The sequence below is a fragment of the Enterococcus sp. SB12 genome (genome assembly GCF_030910025.2).
In the GTDB taxonomy this organism is placed as follows: domain Bacteria; phylum Bacillota; class Bacilli; order Lactobacillales; family Enterococcaceae; genus Enterococcus_B; species Enterococcus_B faecium.
Genome location: NZ_CP175675.1, coordinates 2,179,272 through 2,194,805, shown reverse-complemented (window position 1 = coordinate 2,194,805; position 15,534 = coordinate 2,179,272). Strand labels below are relative to the sequence as shown.

At 38.1% G+C, this 15,534-nt stretch carries 15 protein-coding genes and 1 other annotated feature; of the genes, 9 read left to right on the top strand and 6 right to left on the bottom strand.

Going from position 1 to position 15,534, the window contains the following annotated elements:
• Positions 1 to 9: 9 nt before the first annotated feature.
• Positions 10 to 882, bottom strand: coding sequence for an L-serine ammonia-lyase, iron-sulfur-dependent, subunit alpha (gene sdaAA, locus RBL01_RS10960; protein WP_002294584.1), 873 nt, complete (start codon positions 880 to 882; stop codon positions 10 to 12).
• Between the two features lie 12 nt (positions 883 to 894).
• Complete coding sequence (gene sdaAB / locus RBL01_RS10955; RefSeq protein ID WP_002319573.1) at positions 895 to 1,563, bottom strand: L-serine ammonia-lyase, iron-sulfur-dependent subunit beta; 669 nt, start codon at positions 1,561 to 1,563, stop codon at positions 895 to 897.
• A gap of 342 nt (positions 1,564 to 1,905) precedes the next feature.
• On the opposite strand from sdaAB, the gene rplK reads away from it, so the two are divergent.
• The 6 genes from rplK (at position 1,906) to RBL01_RS10925 (ending at position 6,450) form a co-directional block, all read left to right on the top strand.
• Positions 1,906 to 2,328 carry a 50S ribosomal protein L11 gene (rplK, locus tag RBL01_RS10950; protein ID WP_002291638.1) on the top strand — a complete coding sequence of 141 codons (423 nt, stop codon included), beginning with the start codon at positions 1,906 to 1,908 and terminating at the stop codon, positions 2,326 to 2,328.
• A 103-nt stretch (positions 2,329 to 2,431) separates the two neighbouring features.
• The gene (gene rplA / locus RBL01_RS10945) at positions 2,432 to 3,121 is read left to right on the top strand and encodes a 50S ribosomal protein L1 (protein ID WP_002294587.1); all 690 of its coding nucleotides are present in this window, start codon (positions 2,432 to 2,434) and stop codon (positions 3,119 to 3,121) included.
• A 78-nt stretch (positions 3,122 to 3,199) separates the two neighbouring features.
• Positions 3,200 to 3,327: a sequence feature (ribosomal protein L10 leader region), on the top strand.
• A gap of 120 nt (positions 3,328 to 3,447) precedes the next feature.
• Positions 3,448 to 3,951, top strand: coding sequence for a 50S ribosomal protein L10 (rplJ, locus tag RBL01_RS10940; RefSeq protein ID WP_002291634.1), 504 nt, complete (start codon positions 3,448 to 3,450; stop codon positions 3,949 to 3,951).
• Positions 3,952 to 4,003: 52 nt separating this feature from the next.
• Positions 4,004 to 4,372: a 50S ribosomal protein L7/L12 gene (gene rplL / locus RBL01_RS10935; RefSeq protein ID WP_002294588.1), complete on the top strand. Its 369-nt coding sequence runs from the start codon at positions 4,004 to 4,006 to the stop codon at positions 4,370 to 4,372.
• A gap of 105 nt (positions 4,373 to 4,477) precedes the next feature.
• Positions 4,478 to 5,167, top strand: coding sequence for a TVP38/TMEM64 family protein (locus RBL01_RS10930; RefSeq protein WP_002319571.1), 690 nt, complete (start codon positions 4,478 to 4,480; stop codon positions 5,165 to 5,167).
• A 161-nt stretch (positions 5,168 to 5,328) separates the two neighbouring features.
• The gene (locus RBL01_RS10925; protein ID WP_002319570.1) at positions 5,329 to 6,450 is read left to right on the top strand and encodes an MFS transporter; all 1,122 of its coding nucleotides are present in this window, start codon (positions 5,329 to 5,331) and stop codon (positions 6,448 to 6,450) included.
• Positions 6,451 to 6,640: 190 nt separating this feature from the next.
• Here the strand turns inward: RBL01_RS10925 and RBL01_RS10920 are convergent, their stop codons facing one another.
• Positions 6,641 to 8,173, bottom strand: coding sequence for an ABC-F family ATP-binding cassette domain-containing protein (locus RBL01_RS10920; RefSeq protein WP_002290558.1), 1,533 nt, complete (start codon positions 8,171 to 8,173; stop codon positions 6,641 to 6,643).
• A 233-nt stretch (positions 8,174 to 8,406) separates the two neighbouring features.
• Between RBL01_RS10920 and nagB the strand changes: the two genes are divergently transcribed.
• The 3 genes from nagB (at position 8,407) to RBL01_RS10905 (ending at position 11,646) form a co-directional block, all read left to right on the top strand.
• The gene (nagB, locus tag RBL01_RS10915) at positions 8,407 to 9,108 is read left to right on the top strand and encodes a glucosamine-6-phosphate deaminase (RefSeq protein ID WP_002287787.1); all 702 of its coding nucleotides are present in this window, start codon (positions 8,407 to 8,409) and stop codon (positions 9,106 to 9,108) included.
• A 376-nt stretch (positions 9,109 to 9,484) separates the two neighbouring features.
• A complete protein-coding gene (locus RBL01_RS10910) occupies positions 9,485 to 10,198 on the top strand; it encodes an MgtC/SapB family protein (protein ID WP_002319006.1) in 714 nt (237 codons plus the stop codon).
• Between the two features lie 308 nt (positions 10,199 to 10,506).
• Positions 10,507 to 11,646: an AI-2E family transporter gene (locus RBL01_RS10905; RefSeq protein WP_307780910.1), complete on the top strand. Its 1,140-nt coding sequence runs from the start codon at positions 10,507 to 10,509 to the stop codon at positions 11,644 to 11,646.
• A gap of 88 nt (positions 11,647 to 11,734) precedes the next feature.
• Here RBL01_RS10905 and nrdF read toward each other — a convergent pair whose 3' ends face one another.
• From nrdF to nrdH, 3 genes are all read right to left on the bottom strand, one after another.
• Entirely contained in the window at positions 11,735 to 12,700 is a 966-nt protein-coding gene (nrdF, locus tag RBL01_RS10900) for a class 1b ribonucleoside-diphosphate reductase subunit beta (protein WP_002287792.1), read from the bottom strand.
• Positions 12,701 to 12,749: 49 nt separating this feature from the next.
• Positions 12,750 to 14,909 (bottom strand): class 1b ribonucleoside-diphosphate reductase subunit alpha, encoded by a 2,160-nt coding sequence (nrdE, locus tag RBL01_RS10895; protein WP_002319007.1) that lies wholly within the window; start codon positions 14,907 to 14,909, stop codon positions 12,750 to 12,752.
• A 158-nt stretch (positions 14,910 to 15,067) separates the two neighbouring features.
• A complete protein-coding gene (gene nrdH, locus RBL01_RS10890) occupies positions 15,068 to 15,292 on the bottom strand; it encodes a glutaredoxin-like protein NrdH (protein ID WP_002287795.1) in 225 nt (74 codons plus the stop codon).
• Between the last annotated feature and the right edge of the window lie 242 nt (positions 15,293 to 15,534).

The following is a 15,534-nucleotide window of genomic DNA, read 5'->3' as shown; positions in this document are numbered from 1 at the left end:
GGAGCTTTATCACGCCCTCTTATTTAAAATCTCTTCCGCAAGTCGTTTAGCAGTTGGCGTAACAGCTAAGCCACCTTCTGCTGTTTCTTTGAAAATCGACGGCATTTGACGTCCGACTTGGTACATTGCAGCAACGACTTCATCCGGCGGAATGACACTTTCGATACCCGCTAATGCCATATCAGCAGAGATAAAAGCTTGAGAAGAGCCTAAAGCATTACGTTTGACACACGGGACTTCAACTAAGCCTGCAACGGGATCGCAAATCAGTCCCATCATATTTTTCAATGTAATGGCTACTGCTTGTGCTGCTTGATGAGGAGTCCCATTTTTTGCACAAACCAAAGCTGCTGCTGCCATTGCACTTGCAGAACCAACTTCTGCTTGACATCCCCCTTCTGCACCACTGATAGAAGCGTTGTTTGCGATAACTAACCCGAAAGCGCCAGCGGTAAATAAGAATTCCAATTGCTGTTCATGTGTCAAATCAAGCCGATCTCGGACAGCCATCAGCACACCAGGAACAACACCCGCGCTTCCGGCAGTCGGTGTAGCACAAATCAACCCCATTTTTGCATTGACTTCATTAACAGCTACAGCATTGCGTACAGCTTTTAAGATTGTTTCTCCACTTAAAAAGTCTGCCTCATTTAAATAATCATCTAATTTTTTTGCATCACCACCGGTAATTCCTGTGACGGAGGTAACACCTTCTTTTCCCTCGTTGATTGATTGTTCCATTACTGAGAGGTTTTTTTCCATGATCTCGATGATGTGACTACGGGAACGGCCACTCATTTCCATTTCAACTGCAATCATCAATTCTGCTACACTTGGATAAGCTTTTGCTTGATCTACTAATTCTTCAATCGATAAAAACATTTTTTTAGCTCCTTAATCGAAATAATTTACGCTGTCGATATTTGGCAGCTGTTTGAGTCTTTTTACCGTTTCTTCAACTTGAGGATTATCTACTTCAATTATCATAATGGCATTTTCACCTTTTGATTCCCGTGTCACTGTCATAGTGCCGATATTCGTATTGGTCTCAGAAAGTATACTAGTCACTTTAGCAATCATACCTGGAACATCTTGGTGGACAACGATCAAGGTAGGAGTACCCATGCTTAAAGAAATTTTGAATCCATTCAATTCAGAAATCTGGATATTGCCACCGCCGATCGAAATGCCGGTGACTGAAAGCTTTCGTGTTCCTTTTTTTAGAAGCATCTTTACAGAGTTTGGATGTTCGGCTTTTTCACTCTTAGGAACAAACAAGACTTCCATACCGGCTTCATATGCCAATTTCAAAGAATCAGCTAAACGTTCATCATCGGGTTCCATCCCTAACAGGCCGCCAACTAATGCAATATCTGTTCCGTGCCCCCGATAGGTTTTTGCAAATGATTCATATAGATAAATATCTACAGAATCAGGTTGTTCGCCAAATATACTACGTATGATTTTCCCGATTCTAGCAGCTCCGGCAGTGTGAGAGCTACTTGGACCAATCATCACAGGTCCAATAATATCAAAGACACTTCTATACCTTAAATCTTTCATTTTCTCCACCTCATTTTGTTATGTAGGAATCTTTGTACAAGGGTCTAAAAAAACGTGTTATTGTTTGCTTTCATCTGTTGAACCATGCTAGCGCAAGTGTAACATAAAAGAAGAAATGGGAACGAAAAATTGTTGTTTTTTTAGAATAAATTTAGCGTTTATTCAAGCAAAATGTAAAAATAGCAGAAAAAAATCTTGAAAAAACAAATAAATTTGCTATACTGTACCAGTGTGCATTGTTTTGCACATTATTTGTCTGGATTTTTTCAGATCAGATAAAACGTGGGAGGAGAAATATGCATCTCCAATTAACCACATCACGGACTTAAGGAGGTATGTCTCGTGGCAAAGAAAGTAGAAAAAATCGTTAAATTGCAAATTCCTGCAGGTAAAGCAACTCCAGCTCCACCAGTAGGTCCTGCACTAGGTCAAGCGGGTATCAATATCATGGGATTCACAAAAGAATTCAACGCTCGTACAGCTGATCAAGCAGGTTTGATCATTCCGGTTGTTATTTCTGTATACGAAGACCGTTCATTCACATTCGTTACAAAAACACCGCCAGCTGCTGTTCTATTGAAAAAAGCAGCTAAAATTGAAAAAGGTTCAGGCGAACCAAACAAAAATAAAGTTGCGAAAGTTTCTAGCGATCAAGTAAGAGAAATCGCTGAATTAAAAATGGAAGACCTAAACGCAGCTAACGTTGAAGCAGCAATGCGCATGGTTGAAGGAACTGCACGAAGCATGGGGATCACTGTAGAATAATCTCTACACCCTAAGACAGCAGCTTCTCAGTTGGCTCTATATTGAAAGATATAGAACACGTGGGAGGTACAACCGTTATAACCACAATCAAGGAGGAACCAAAATGGCTAAAAAGAGCAAAAAAATGCAAGATGCATTAAAAAAAGTTGATTCAAGTAAAGTTTATCCTGTTGCCGAAGCAGTAGCTTTAGCAAAAGAAACAAACATTGCAAAATTTGATGCAACAGTTGAAGTTGCATACCGTTTGAACGTAGACCCTAAAAAAGCAGACCAACAAATCCGTGGTGCTGTTGTATTACCAAACGGAACTGGTAAAACACAAACTGTTTTAGTTTTTGCTAAAGGAGACAAAGCAAAAGAAGCTGAAGCAGCTGGTGCAGATTTCGTAGGTGACGACGACATGGTTCAAAAAATCCAAAACGGATGGTTTGACTTTGATGTAGTTGTTGCAACACCTGATATGATGGCTACTGTAGGTCGTCTAGGACGAGTATTAGGACCAAAAGGCTTAATGCCAAACCCTAAAACTGGTACAGTTACAATGGACGTAACAAAAGCAGTAAACGAAGTGAAAGCTGGTAAAGTAACTTACCGCGTGGACAAAGCTGGAAATATCCATGTACCAATCGGAAAAGTTTCATTTGACGATGAAAAATTAGTTGAAAACTTTGCAGCAATCCATGATGTATTGCTAAAAGCTAAACCATCAGCAGCTAAAGGTCAATACATGAAAAATGTAACGATCACAACAACATTTGGACCTGGTATCCATGTTGACCAAGCTTCTTTCTAATTAAATATTAGAATGTTGATTGATCCAACTGAAAAATAATTCTTGACTCAACTAGTTTAGCATGCTAAGCTAGTTGAGGTTAATAATTAACTTGTACCGAAGACAGTAGGTGGCATCAAGCCTTAATTTCCTACCGAGGACGTTTATTGAATATATTCAATAGTCCCTCTATGTCTGCGGTGGCATAGAGTTTTTTATTGTGAATCATTATGAACGAAGTGAATAGATGATGAACAATACTGGTTGAGCAAAGTAACTATAAAAGTGATTTGCCTTTTCAGTGCAAAAAAACTCTTCCATCAAAATTCAGGAGGTGAAACTCAAAAATGAGTGAAGCAATTATCGCAAAAAAAGCAGCAATCGTTGATGAAGTAAGCGAAAAATTTACAGCAGCTGCATCAGTAGTAGTCGTTGACTACCGCGGATTAACAGTTGATGAAGTAACACGTTTACGTAAACAACTTCGTGATGCTAACGTAGAAATGAAAGTTATCAAAAATTCTATTCTTTCACGTGCAGCTAAAAAAGCTGGCCTTGAAGGCATGGACGAAGTATTCACTGGACCTACAGCTGTTGCATTCAGTAACGAAGATGTAGTCGCACCAGCGAAAATCATGGACGAATTTGCTAAAGAAGCAAAAGCATTAGAAATCAAAGGCGGTATCATCGAAGGTAAAGTCTCTTCATTGGAAGAAATCACAGCATTGGCAAAATTGCCAAATCGCGAAGGACTTCTATCTATGTTGCTATCTGTACTACAAGCGCCAGTCCGCAACGTGGCTTACGCTGTCAAAGCAGTGGCAGACAAAGAAGATGGAGATGCAGCTTAATTGCCGCATAAAGCATTAAATAAAAAAGAACAATTAAACGGAGGAAATTATAATGGCATTGAACATTGAAAACATCGTTGCTGAGTTAAAAGAAGCAACTATCCTAGAACTTAACGACCTAGTTAAAGCTATTGAAGAAGAATTTGGCGTATCTGCTGCTGCTCCTGTAGCTGTAGCTGCTGCTGGTGGCGCTGCTGCTGCTGAAGAACAAACAGAATTCACTGTAGAATTAACTGCAGCTGGAGACCAAAAAGTTAAAGTTATCAAAGCAGTTCGTGAAGCAACTGGTTTAGGCTTGAAAGAAGCTAAAGCTGTAGTTGATGGCGCTCCTGCACCAGTTAAAGAAGGCGTATCTAAAGAAGAAGCTGAAGAATTGAAAGCTAAACTTGAAGAAGTTGGCGCATCTGTAACTGTTAAATAATTTTTACTATTTAAAAGCACTGAGATCCTATGTTGGATTTTGGTGCTTTTTTGTTTTTATGTTAAACTATTATTTAATGAATATAGATTTTTTTCAGGAGGAAATATGAAAAAGAAAATAATCCGATTGATGTTGATCACGTTGGGAATCATTCTGATACTGGTAGTGGGCTATCGGTTGTATTTAGAATATCAGACAGACATCCAATTATTTTTAAATCCGAGAGCGAGTAAGGCAGAGCTACTCGCACATATTCGTTCGCATGGGACTTTTGCATCGATACTCTTGATCGTATTGACAGCGGTGATGTGTGCTGTTCCAGGTATTCCTACTTCAGTAGTTGGAGTCATCGCTGGTTTGAGCTTTGGTCCGTTTATTGGGGCAGGTATCAATGTTTTAGGGAATGCTTTGGGCAATATCTCCGCTGTGTTTTTGATGCACCGATTGAAATTTTTAGATAAGAAAACCGAAACGAATCATTGGGTGCAATCCATTCGGCAAATGAAACATCCAAAAATAGGCGTAATGTTAGGTTACATGATACCGGTGATCCCATCTTCTATGGTCAATTTTGCTGCAGATGCGATGAAATTGCCTCTTCAGCAAATCGTAATGTCGATCGTGATTGGAGTCATCCCTTCATCTGTGTTGTATGCGTGTGGGGGAGAAGCTCTGTTTCACGGATATAACAAAACTGCAGTCACGTTGGTTGCAAGTGTTACTGTGCTAGTAGGGTTAGTTGTCTTCATTTATAAAGATCGCAAGAAAAAACAAGGAAAACAAAGACAAAAATAATAAGTGTGGCGAATAGTTGTATTTTTCTATTTCCAATCTTTTCCATAAGTTGTAAACTAAGATAGGAAATGGGGGAAATCAATGAAGAGTAATGAAAAACACCTTTAACAACGTCGCTTATTTTATTATTATCAATCACTTGCGGCGTTGTTGTTGCCAATATGTATTATATCCAGCCGATTGGAACGAAAGTAGCAGCAAGCTTATCTGTTAGCACAAGTGCAGTCGGGATATTGACGATGTTGACCCAATTAGGCTATGCGTTAGGGTTACTGTTTTTAGTTCCTTTAGGGGACGTGGTGGATCGTCCAAAATTGATCATTCGAATGGCAGCGTTATCTGCCGTCTCTCTGTTGGCCGCTTTTTTTGCGCCTTCGTTTACGTTATTTGCATGCGCTTCTTTCTTGATTGGGTTACTTTCGATCGTACCGCAGATCATCATTCCTTACGGTGCGGTATTAGCGGGACCAAAAGCAAGAGGGAAGGTCATGGGTACATTGCTTAGCGGTTTACTCGTGGGGATTTTGCTTTCTCGCACGGTGTCTGGCATTGTTGCAAGTCTTTTTTCTTGGCGGATGATCTATTTATTTGCTTTATGTGCAGTCGGAATTCTTACACTTCTGCTTTACTGGAAAATGCCGCGTTCTGTCCAGCAAAGTAGTACAGCTGTTTCATACCTTGATTCACTTAAAAGTTTGCCGCATTTAGTTGCTTCTCAACGTCTATTAAGAGAAGCGGCAGTCAGTGGATTTTTCATGTTTGGAACATTTTCGATCTTTTGGTCTACGTTGATTTTTTATATCAGCAGTCCCGCCTACAATTGGGGAACATTCGAAGCAGGGATATTAGCTATTTTTGGTTTGTCTGGAGCAGTTGCTGCACCTATCGTGGGACGACTGGCAGATTCTTATTCTGAAAGAAAAATCGTGTATATGGGACTTGTTATGCAAACAATAAGCTTTATTGCTTTATTGGTTGGCGGAAGCCATTTGGCCATTTTGCTTTTAGCTATTATTTTATTAGATGTCGGGAATCAATTTGGTCAAGTCGCCAATCAAACACGAGTACAAGGGCTAGGTGAAGCAGCAAGCAACCGAAATAATACTGTATTTATGTTTATGTACTTTATTGGAGGTGCGGCTGGTTCATTGCTAGGGACGACAATGTGGCAGCAGTATGGCTGGTTAGGTGTAACGGTTAGCGGGCTTGTTTTTCAAGGATGTGCGTTCTTCTTTCAAACAGTTGTTTTTAAAGGAAAGAGAAATCTCGAAAATAAAAAATAGACGAAAAGAGGTTGTGAAAAGCTGTTCTGCGTCAAGTAATAAGAATAGCCAAATAAAAATAGCTCCTCATATTTTGCCGTTTTTTGAGCTAATACCGAAGGTCAGCTAATTGGACACCATTTATTCAGAAGAAGGAGTTGTGACAAAACTTTTGTCACAACTCCTTTTTTTCAACTATTCAATCAAACGTTTATTTTGGTTCAATCTCAATGACTCGTTGCACAAGATCTTGATAAAATTCTTGTTCATGAGAGACGATGATTACTGTTCCTGGAAATTTCTGTATCCCGTCTTGTAAGCTTTCTTTCGTTTCTTGATCGATATGGTTCGTCGGTTCATCGAGAATCAGTAAATTGCCTTGGTTCATTGTCAACTGTGCAAGTTTCACCTTAGTTTGTTCCCCACCACTTAATGTAGTGAGAGGTTCACTTGCTAATTGATTAACTAACCCTGCTTTAGCTAGTTGGCGACGTAATTCTTTGATAGTCGCTTTTGGAAATTGACTGCTTAAATATTGTAGTGGTGTTTCTAATGGATTTTCCCAGTACAGATCTTGTGAAAAGTAATTGATTTTTGTGTTATCTGGGAAGTGGAAATCGCCACTTATTTTTTCAATCTCACCGATCAGTGTTTTTAATAAAGTAGATTTTCCAATCCCGTTGAAGCCTCGAATGGCAATATTTTCACCAAAGCGGATGGTCAAATTGATGGGTGCAAGTAGCGGTCGATCATATCCGATGACTAAATCAGTTGTTTCCACTGCTAATGTCGTGACAATAGGCGAGAATGGAAAATCAAAGACAGCTTTACTTGCTGAAGCTGGAGGCGTCAGCCGTTCGATTTTATCTAATTGTTTTTGTCGGCTTTTTGCCATCGTTGATCGGGAACCGGCTTTGTATTTTCGAATATAAGCTTCGGTCTTTTCGATTTGTTTTTGTTGAGCATGATATTGGCGCAAATAGCTTTCGCGATTTTGTTCCTTTTGTTTCAATGCTTGTTTTAGATGGCCAGTATACTTAGTAATCTTTCCAAACTCGATGTCTGCGATATGGGTGGTGATCTGATCAAGAAATTCTTGGTCATGGGAAATCACGATATACGCACCGTCAAAATCCTGAAGAAACTGCGTCAGCCATTGAATATGCTGATCATCTAAGTGATTGGTTGGTTCATCTAAGATCAGAACATCTGGGTTTTCTAAAAGTAGTTTTGCTAAAATCACCTTTGAACGTTGTCCACCACTTAGATTTTTCAACAGTGAATCTAAACCTAAGACATCGATCCCCAACCCGCTGCTCATCTCAGCAACTAAGGTGTCGATTTGATAAAACACTCCTTGGTCTAATTCCGTTTGGAGTTTCCCAGCTTTTTCCAGCAAGGAATCATCGAAGGTCTCGCTATATGTTTGGTAAAGAAAAGCAATTTTTTCTTCCTTTTCGTATTCTTTTGCGTACGCAGTTTTTAGAAATTCTTCGATTGTTAATGTTTCATCGACTTCCACATATTGATCGAGGTAACCTTTGTGAATATTTTTTTGCCAATGGATCTGTCCGTCATCTGGTAAGATCTCACCAGTGATGATTTTAATCAATGTACTTTTACCGGCTCCGTTTTGTCCAATCAGCCCAAGATGTTCGCCAGCATTTAATTGCAGATCGACACCTTCATAGAGGATTTTGTCGCCAAATTGCTGGGTAATGTTGTTTAATGTCAGTATACTCATAATAACTCCTTTTTCATAAAAAAACTGCAGACATAAAGCGTCCACAGTGAATCACTTGCTTGGTTTTCATGCAACATGGATTGTTTGATTGAACCATCTTATGAAACCTAACACGGATTCCTATTTATTGTCAAGAAAATGAAAAAAATGCACTTTGGTCTATACTAATTATTGTAAAAAGAAAAAAAGAATGCTATAATTGGGCTATACCAAAATACAAAGGAGCAATCACTATGGAAATCATTCGTGTAAAAAACGCTGAAGAAGGCGGAAAAAAAGCATTTGAAATCATCAAAGAAGGTATGAACAAAGGTGCAAAAGTATTAGGATTGGCAACAGGAAGCACACCAGTTACTTTATATAAAGAAATGACTTCAAGCGATTTGGATTTCAGTGAAATGACTTCTGTAAACTTAGATGAGTACGTTGGACTAGGCGGTTCAGATGAACAAAGCTACCGTCATTTCATGGATGTCCAATTATTTGATAAAAAACCATTCAAAGAAACGTTTGTACCAGATGGAAAAGCAGAAGATCTGGAAGCAGCATGCAAAAAGTATGATCAAATCATCGATGCACATCCAATCGATATCCAAATCTTAGGAATCGGGCAAAATGGACATATCGGTTTCAATGAACCTGGTGCTTCATTTGACGGAACGACTTCAGTAGTTGACTTAACAGAATCAACAATCAATGCAAACAAACGATTCTTCGATAAAGCAGAAGATGTACCAACAAAAGCTGTTTCAATGGGAATCGGTTCAATTATGAAAAGTAAAGAAATCGTCTTGATGGCATTTGGCGAAAGCAAAGCTGATGCAATCAAAGGGATGATTGAAGGACCTGTAACGAATCATTTACCAGCAAGTGTATTGCAAAACCACGACAATGTTGTTGTGATCATCGATGAAGAAGCAGCAAGTAAGTTGTAATTTTCAATAGTAGGCTAAAGAGGTTGTAAAATCAGCGTTTTGACCTGAGTATTAGAGAAGACAAAGGAAAAATAGCTCTCCATATTTTGTCGTTTGTTGAGCTAATACCGAAGGTCAGCTGATTGAACACCGTTTAGTAGAGAGGTTGTGAAATCAGCGTTTTGACCTGAGTATTAGAGAAGACAAAGGAAAAATAGCTCCCCATATTTTGCCGTTTGTTGAGCTAATACCGAGGGTCAGCTGATTGAACACCGTTTATTCATAAAAAGGACTATGACAAAAATTTTGTCACAGTCCTTTTTTCGTAAAAGGTAAAAATTGCACTTTTTTTGTCTGCTCCTTTCAGACATGATATATTGGACTGGAGGGTGTTTAGATGAATGATATGGTATTGACAATTCCAGAGATTATTTTACGTTTAGGGATCGCTATGCTATTTGGCGGAGCAATCGGTTTTGAACGACAATATAAAAATCGTCCAGCAGGTATGCGTACGCATATTTTAGTTTGTATGGGTGCATGTATCATTGCATTGATCCAAGTCGAGATCGCTAGTGGAGCATTAAGAGATGCTTTAGAGTATCCACAGCTTGCTGGAACGATTCGTTCAGATGAAGCAAGGCTGATTGCTCAAGTGGTGAGTGGTGTCGGTTTCTTAGGCGCGGGAACGATCATCGTCACGAAACAATCGGTGACGGGACTTACGACTGCCGCTTCTTTATGGGCTATTGCTGGATTAGGGATCGCCATCGGCATGGGTTACTATTCCATTGCGATCATCAGTTTTATCGGGATTGCTATTGCACTCACAGTAGTGAAACGCGTGATCCATGTACCTACGACTAAAAAGTTAGAAATCCAATTTATCCATAGAAAAGAAACCAAAGATTTTCTTACCGATTATTTTGAAGAGAAAAATATCGTAATCGAAGATGTGAATTTTGACGTAAAATTCGTTGATGACTACCGAGTGTACAAAAATATCTATACGATTGATCTTCCAAAAGGGCTCACTTATGCCGATGTGATCGAGGAGTTGTCCGTACACAAAAATATCACAAAATTGCATTTAGTCAGTATTACGCAATAAATGATCTGAGGTTGTAAAATAGATGTCCTACATCAAGTAATAAGCCCAGCCAAATAAAAATAGTTCCTTATATTTTTCGTTTGGCTAGGCTTATTACGAAGATGCAAGCTTTTGAACACCGTTTATTTGGAAAAAGGGACTGCAGTATAATTTTTGTCACTACTCCAAACCGTGTTTTTGTTTAAATACTCGTCTACTCATTAAAATATGTTTATTTTTTTTGTTTTTTTTAAGCAAATGAAAATCTCAGCGCGTAACTCTTTGTTAAATGATAGAATAGAAGTATCAAAGGACCTTGGAGGAGATGTATGCAATCACGTTTTAAACAATCAAAATTATTTTTCTGGACAGTGGAGCTAGTACTCACGATCATCGGCGTGTACTTTATTTTACAAATGCCGAATATTTTTAGTCCAATATTGAAAATGCTTTCGGCTATTTTTTTACCATTGCTTGTTGCTGGTTTTATCTATTATATGTTCGATCCAATCGTTGTTTTTCTCGAAAAGCATCGGATCCCGAGAGTGTTCGGTTTTTTATTGACGTTTTTGGTCGTAATCATTTTAGTTGTTTTAACTGTCATGAATGTAGTGCCTCAGTTAATGGAACAGACAATTCAATTGACCCAGAGCTTGCCAACGTATGCAGATGAAACAAGCAAATGGTTAAATGAATTGGCGCAGCGGGAAGAGTTTAAAAATTTCAATTTGGAAGAACAATTAGCATCAGCAAATTTATCTCTTAGTAATTTGTTCAATATCATATTAGTCAGTTTATCTGCAAGTGTCTCAAAAATCATTTCATTTATGATGCAATTTTTTATTTTGTTATTTACCGTTCCATTTATTTTGCTATTTATGTTCAAGGATGGGCACAAATTTATTGATGCGTTGTCTCACTTCTTTCCGAAAGCGATTCGTAAAGAGTTACGCCAAACGGTAAAAGAATTAAACGAAACATTATCTGCCTATATCAGCAGTACGATCTTAGATGCTTTGATTATTGGTGTAATGAGCTTTTTGGCAATGAGAATATTCGATCAGCCTTATAGCTTGTTGCTTGCGGTCATTTGCGGAATCACGAATATTATCCCGTATGTCGGCCCTTTTATTGGAGCGGTACCAGCAATCATTGTCGGTTTGTTTATCTCTCCATTTCAAGCTTTGTATATGGCGTTGTCGATTTTAGTGATCCAACAATTAGATGGAAATTTGATCAAGCCGTTGTTATTTGGGAAATCAATGAATATCCATCCTTTGACGATCATCTTGGTATTGATTGGAGCAGGAAGTGTCGCAGGAATATTAGGCATGCTGATTTGCATACCTGTCTATGCAGTGATTAAGACGATAATATTAAATATCCGGAAAATCTATTTATTGAGAAGAATGGAACATGTTTCGGAAAAGTTAGACAGTCCAAAAGTGCTGGAAGAAACAAGTAAATAAGCATAAAAAAGAGTTCAGTGTACATTTAAAATATCTGTACGCTAAACTCTTTTTATTTTTCGAAAAATTTTTGAATTAAAATAAATCCTTATTCCAATCCAATCAAATAATCGTCGTCTTTCATCGCTTCTACATGACCTAACAAATAGCCGTTTCCGACTTGTGAGAAGAAGTCATGGTTGCTTGTGCCTGTTGAAATCCCGTTCATTACGATTGGGTTGACATCATTGGCAGTATCTGGAAAGAGTGGATCCATCCCTAAGTTCATCAATGCTTTGTTGGCATTATAGCGTAGGAATGTCTTGACTTCTTCTGTCCAGCCGATTGGATCGTATAATTCTTCTGTATAACGTTCTTCGTTTTCGTAAAGCTCATAAAGAAGATTGTACATCCAGTCTTTTAACGTTTCTTGTTCTGCTTCAGGTAACTCGTTGAATCCTAATTGGAATTTGTAACCGATGTAGGTTCCATGTACAGATTCATCTCGGATGATTAGTTTGATGATCTCTGCTACGTTAGCCAATTTGTTGTTTCCTAAATAATAAAGAGGAGTATAAAAACCTGAATAGAACAAGAATGTTTCTAAAAAGACGCTGGCAATTTTCTTTTCTAGCGGTGTACCGTGTTTGTAGATTTCATTGATACGCTCAGCTTTTTTTTGCAGATAAGGATTCGTATTTGTCCAGTCAAAAATTTCTTCGATTTCTTTTTTCGTATTCAGTGTACTAAAAATAGAAGAATAACTTTTGGCATGAACGGATTCCATGAATTGAATATTGTTCAAAACGGCTTCTTCATGGGGAGTGCGGACATCTTTACGCAACTGATCCATGCCACTTTCAGATTGGACAGTATCTAGCAGTGTCAAACCGCCAAATACATGTCCTACTGTATCTTTTTCCAATTGAGACAATGTACGCCAATCATCTAGGTCATTTGAAAGTGGGATACGTGTATCTAGCCAAAATTGCTCTGTCAGCTTCTCCCAAGTGGATTTATCAATGATATCTTCAATTTCATTCCAGTTTATTGCTTCATAATATGTTTCTGACATGAGAATGCTCCTTTAATTAAAATATGAATAAGCGAATCTATCTATGATGTTAGATCACGCAGCTTTCACATTGATTGCTTCCGATTTCTTCTGCATCATCAGTAAAGGTACGTACGTAATAAATGGATTTGATTCCTTTATGGAAAGCGTAATGTCTTAAAATATTCAAATCACGTGTCGTTTGCTTCGTTGTTGTCTTCCATTCATAAATGCCTTCTGGGATTTCAGAACGCATGAATAAAGTCAAACTCATGCCTTGATCGACGTGTTGTTGTGCCGTTGCATAAACATCGATTACTTTACGCATGTCCATATCATAAGCAGAAGTGTAATACGGAATCGTCTCATTGGATAGATAAGGCGCTGGGTAATAAATTTTACCGATTTTCTTCTCTTGGCGTTCTTCGATCATGCGAGTGATAGGATGAATACTTGCACTCGTATCGTTGATATATGAAATTGAGCCATTTGGTGCTACTGCCAAGCGATTTTGATGATACAGTCCATCTTTCATTACTGCTTGTTTCAAAGCATTCCAATCTTCAGCAGTTGGGATAAAAATGCCTTCAAACAATGCTTTGACTTTTTCTGATTTTGGCTGGAATTCTCCAGTTACGTATTTTTCGAAATAAGTGCCGTCAGCATAAGCTGATTTTTCAAAATTATGGAAAACTTGTTTTCTTTCACGAGCGATATTGTTGCTTTCAACAAGTGTCCAATAATTCAACAGCATGAAGTAAATATTTGTAAAGTCTAATGAATCCTCTGAGCCATATTCCATTTGTTCTTTTGCAAGATAAGTGTGTAAGCCCATGGCACCTAATCCAATCGTATGATTCAGCTTATTTCCGTTTTGGATCGGTGGTACGACATCGATATCAGATGCATCTGTAATAAATGTCAATGCACGAGTCATCGTACGCACAGATTGACCAAAGTTAGGGCTTTGCATCAAATTCACGATATTTGTCGAGCCTAAGTTACATGAGATATCTGTTCCTAATACTTCATATTCCTGTTTGCCGTTAATCACAGAAGGCGTTTGAACTTGTAAAATCTCTGAACATAAATTACTCATGATGATCTTGCCATCGATTGGATTCTCGCGGTTCGCTGTATCAATATTGATTACGTAAGGATAGCCAGATTCTTGTTGTAATTTTGAGATTTCATTTTCAAGATCACGCGCTTTGATTTTTTGTTTGCGAATGTTTGGATTTGCAACTAGATGATCATACTCAGCTGTAATATCTACATAAGAGAATGGGACACCATATTCTTTTTCGACACTATATGGACTAAATAAATACATATCTTCGTTTTTACGTGTCAATTCATAAAATTTATCAGGTACGATCACGCCAAGAGAAAGAGTTTTTACGCGAATCTTTTCATCTGCATTTTCTTTTTTTGCTGAAAGGAAAGCAATAATGTCTGGATGGAAAACGTTCAAATAAACCACGCCAGCTCCTTGACGCTGACCTAATTGATTAGAATAGCTGAAACTATCTTCGAATAGTTTCATGACTGGAACGACACCACTTGCAGCACCCTCATATCCTTTGATAGGAGCGCCGGCTTCACGAAGATTTGATAAAGTAATCCCTACGCCGCCACCAATACGGGACAATTGCAAAGCAGAGTTGATTGAGCGCCCGATAGAGTTCATATCGTCAGTGACTTGAGTCAAGAAACAAGACACCAATTCGCCCCGACGTTTACGTCCAGCATTCAAGAAAGAAGGTGTAGCTGGCTGATATCGTTGATGGATCATTTCGTCTGCAAGAGCAAGTGCTAATTCTTCATCCCCGTTCGCAAAGTAAAGCGCATTGAAGGCTACTCGATCTTCATAAGTTTCCAGATAAGCGGAACCGTCGTTGGTTTTCAACGCATATTGAGAATAAAATTTGTAAGCAGCCATAAAAGATTTGAAAGAAAAATGTTGCTCGTCCAAAAATTGATATAGCTTTTCAATAAATGATGGTGAATACAATTGAATGAATTCTGCTTCTATATATTCTTGATCGATCAAGTAATTGATTTTTTCCATAATAGATGGAAAAGTCATCGTATTTGGTTTGACATTTTCCTCAAAAAAGGCAACTAAAGCTTCTTTATCCTTATTCAAAGGGATTTGACCATTGACTGGCCGATTGATTTCATTATTCAGCTTGAAATAACTGACATCTTGTAAATTTTTAAGACTCATACGTACGCCCAACCTTCATTTCGTATTTGATGATGCTTGATTGCAAATCATTGCATTGTTTTTAAGCTTTAAAAAAGGATTTGGAAGTTTGCGACAAAAACTGGTGCTGTCTCAAGCCCTTCAAATCCATGTATCACGTTTTGATTCTTTTAGTCATGTTAGCTGGCAAGTTTACGCAACTGATCAGGACGGAATCCGATAACTGTTTCTGCATCAGAGGTAATGACAGGAACACTTTGGAATCCTTGTGCTTTCAACCAGTCTACTGCTTCAGGCTGTTCATCGATATTGACTTCTTCAAAAGCAATTTGATTTTCTGTTAAAAACCGTTTGACCATCTTACATTGCATACAATTATTTTTAGAAAAGATTTTTACGTTCATGGTGAGTGCCTCCTCTAACACATTCTTATTATCTATAATAGATAGTATAAAACTCTTAGTAAAAAAGTCAAACAACAAACACTACATATTGTGTTGTGGAAACTGTGGAATACTAAGTTTTGTGTTTTTGAAAAAAGAGCTGAAAACAAGTATCGTGTGGGAAAATAGCAAATTTAATAGAGAAAAAATTGTGGAAAACTATGAAGAAATATTTTTTTCTCATTTTTATCTATCAATACTAA

Excerpts from the sequence above, each read along its gene's own strand:
- nrdE (WP_002319007.1), bottom strand. The coding sequence starts at position 14,909 with ATGAGTCTTAAAAATTTACAAGATGTCAGTTATTTCAAGCTGAATAAT.
- sdaAA (WP_002294584.1), bottom strand. The coding sequence starts at position 882 with ATGTTTTTATCGATTGAAGAATTAGTAGATCAAGCAAAAGCTTATCCA.
- sdaAB (WP_002319573.1), bottom strand. The coding sequence starts at position 1,563 with ATGAAAGATTTAAGGTATAGAAGTGTCTTTGATATTATTGGACCTGTG.
- rplJ (WP_002291634.1), top strand. The coding sequence starts at position 3,448 with ATGAGTGAAGCAATTATCGCAAAAAAAGCAGCAATCGTTGATGAAGTA.
- RBL01_RS10905 (WP_307780910.1), top strand. The coding sequence starts at position 10,507 with ATGCAATCACGTTTTAAACAATCAAAATTATTTTTCTGGACAGTGGAG.
- nagB (WP_002287787.1), top strand. The coding sequence starts at position 8,407 with ATGGAAATCATTCGTGTAAAAAACGCTGAAGAAGGCGGAAAAAAAGCA.
- nrdH (WP_002287795.1), bottom strand. The coding sequence starts at position 15,292 with ATGAACGTAAAAATCTTTTCTAAAAATAATTGTATGCAATGTAAGATG.
- RBL01_RS10930 (WP_002319571.1), top strand. The coding sequence starts at position 4,478 with ATGAAAAAGAAAATAATCCGATTGATGTTGATCACGTTGGGAATCATT.
- RBL01_RS10925 (WP_002319570.1), top strand. The coding sequence starts at position 5,329 with ATGTATTATATCCAGCCGATTGGAACGAAAGTAGCAGCAAGCTTATCT.
- RBL01_RS10920 (WP_002290558.1), bottom strand. The coding sequence starts at position 8,173 with ATGAGTATACTGACATTAAACAACATTACCCAGCAATTTGGCGACAAA.
- nrdF (WP_002287792.1), bottom strand. The coding sequence starts at position 12,700 with ATGTCAGAAACATATTATGAAGCAATAAACTGGAATGAAATTGAAGAT.
- RBL01_RS10910 (WP_002319006.1), top strand. The coding sequence starts at position 9,485 with ATGAATGATATGGTATTGACAATTCCAGAGATTATTTTACGTTTAGGG.
- rplL (WP_002294588.1), top strand. The coding sequence starts at position 4,004 with ATGGCATTGAACATTGAAAACATCGTTGCTGAGTTAAAAGAAGCAACT.
- rplA (WP_002294587.1), top strand. The coding sequence starts at position 2,432 with ATGGCTAAAAAGAGCAAAAAAATGCAAGATGCATTAAAAAAAGTTGAT.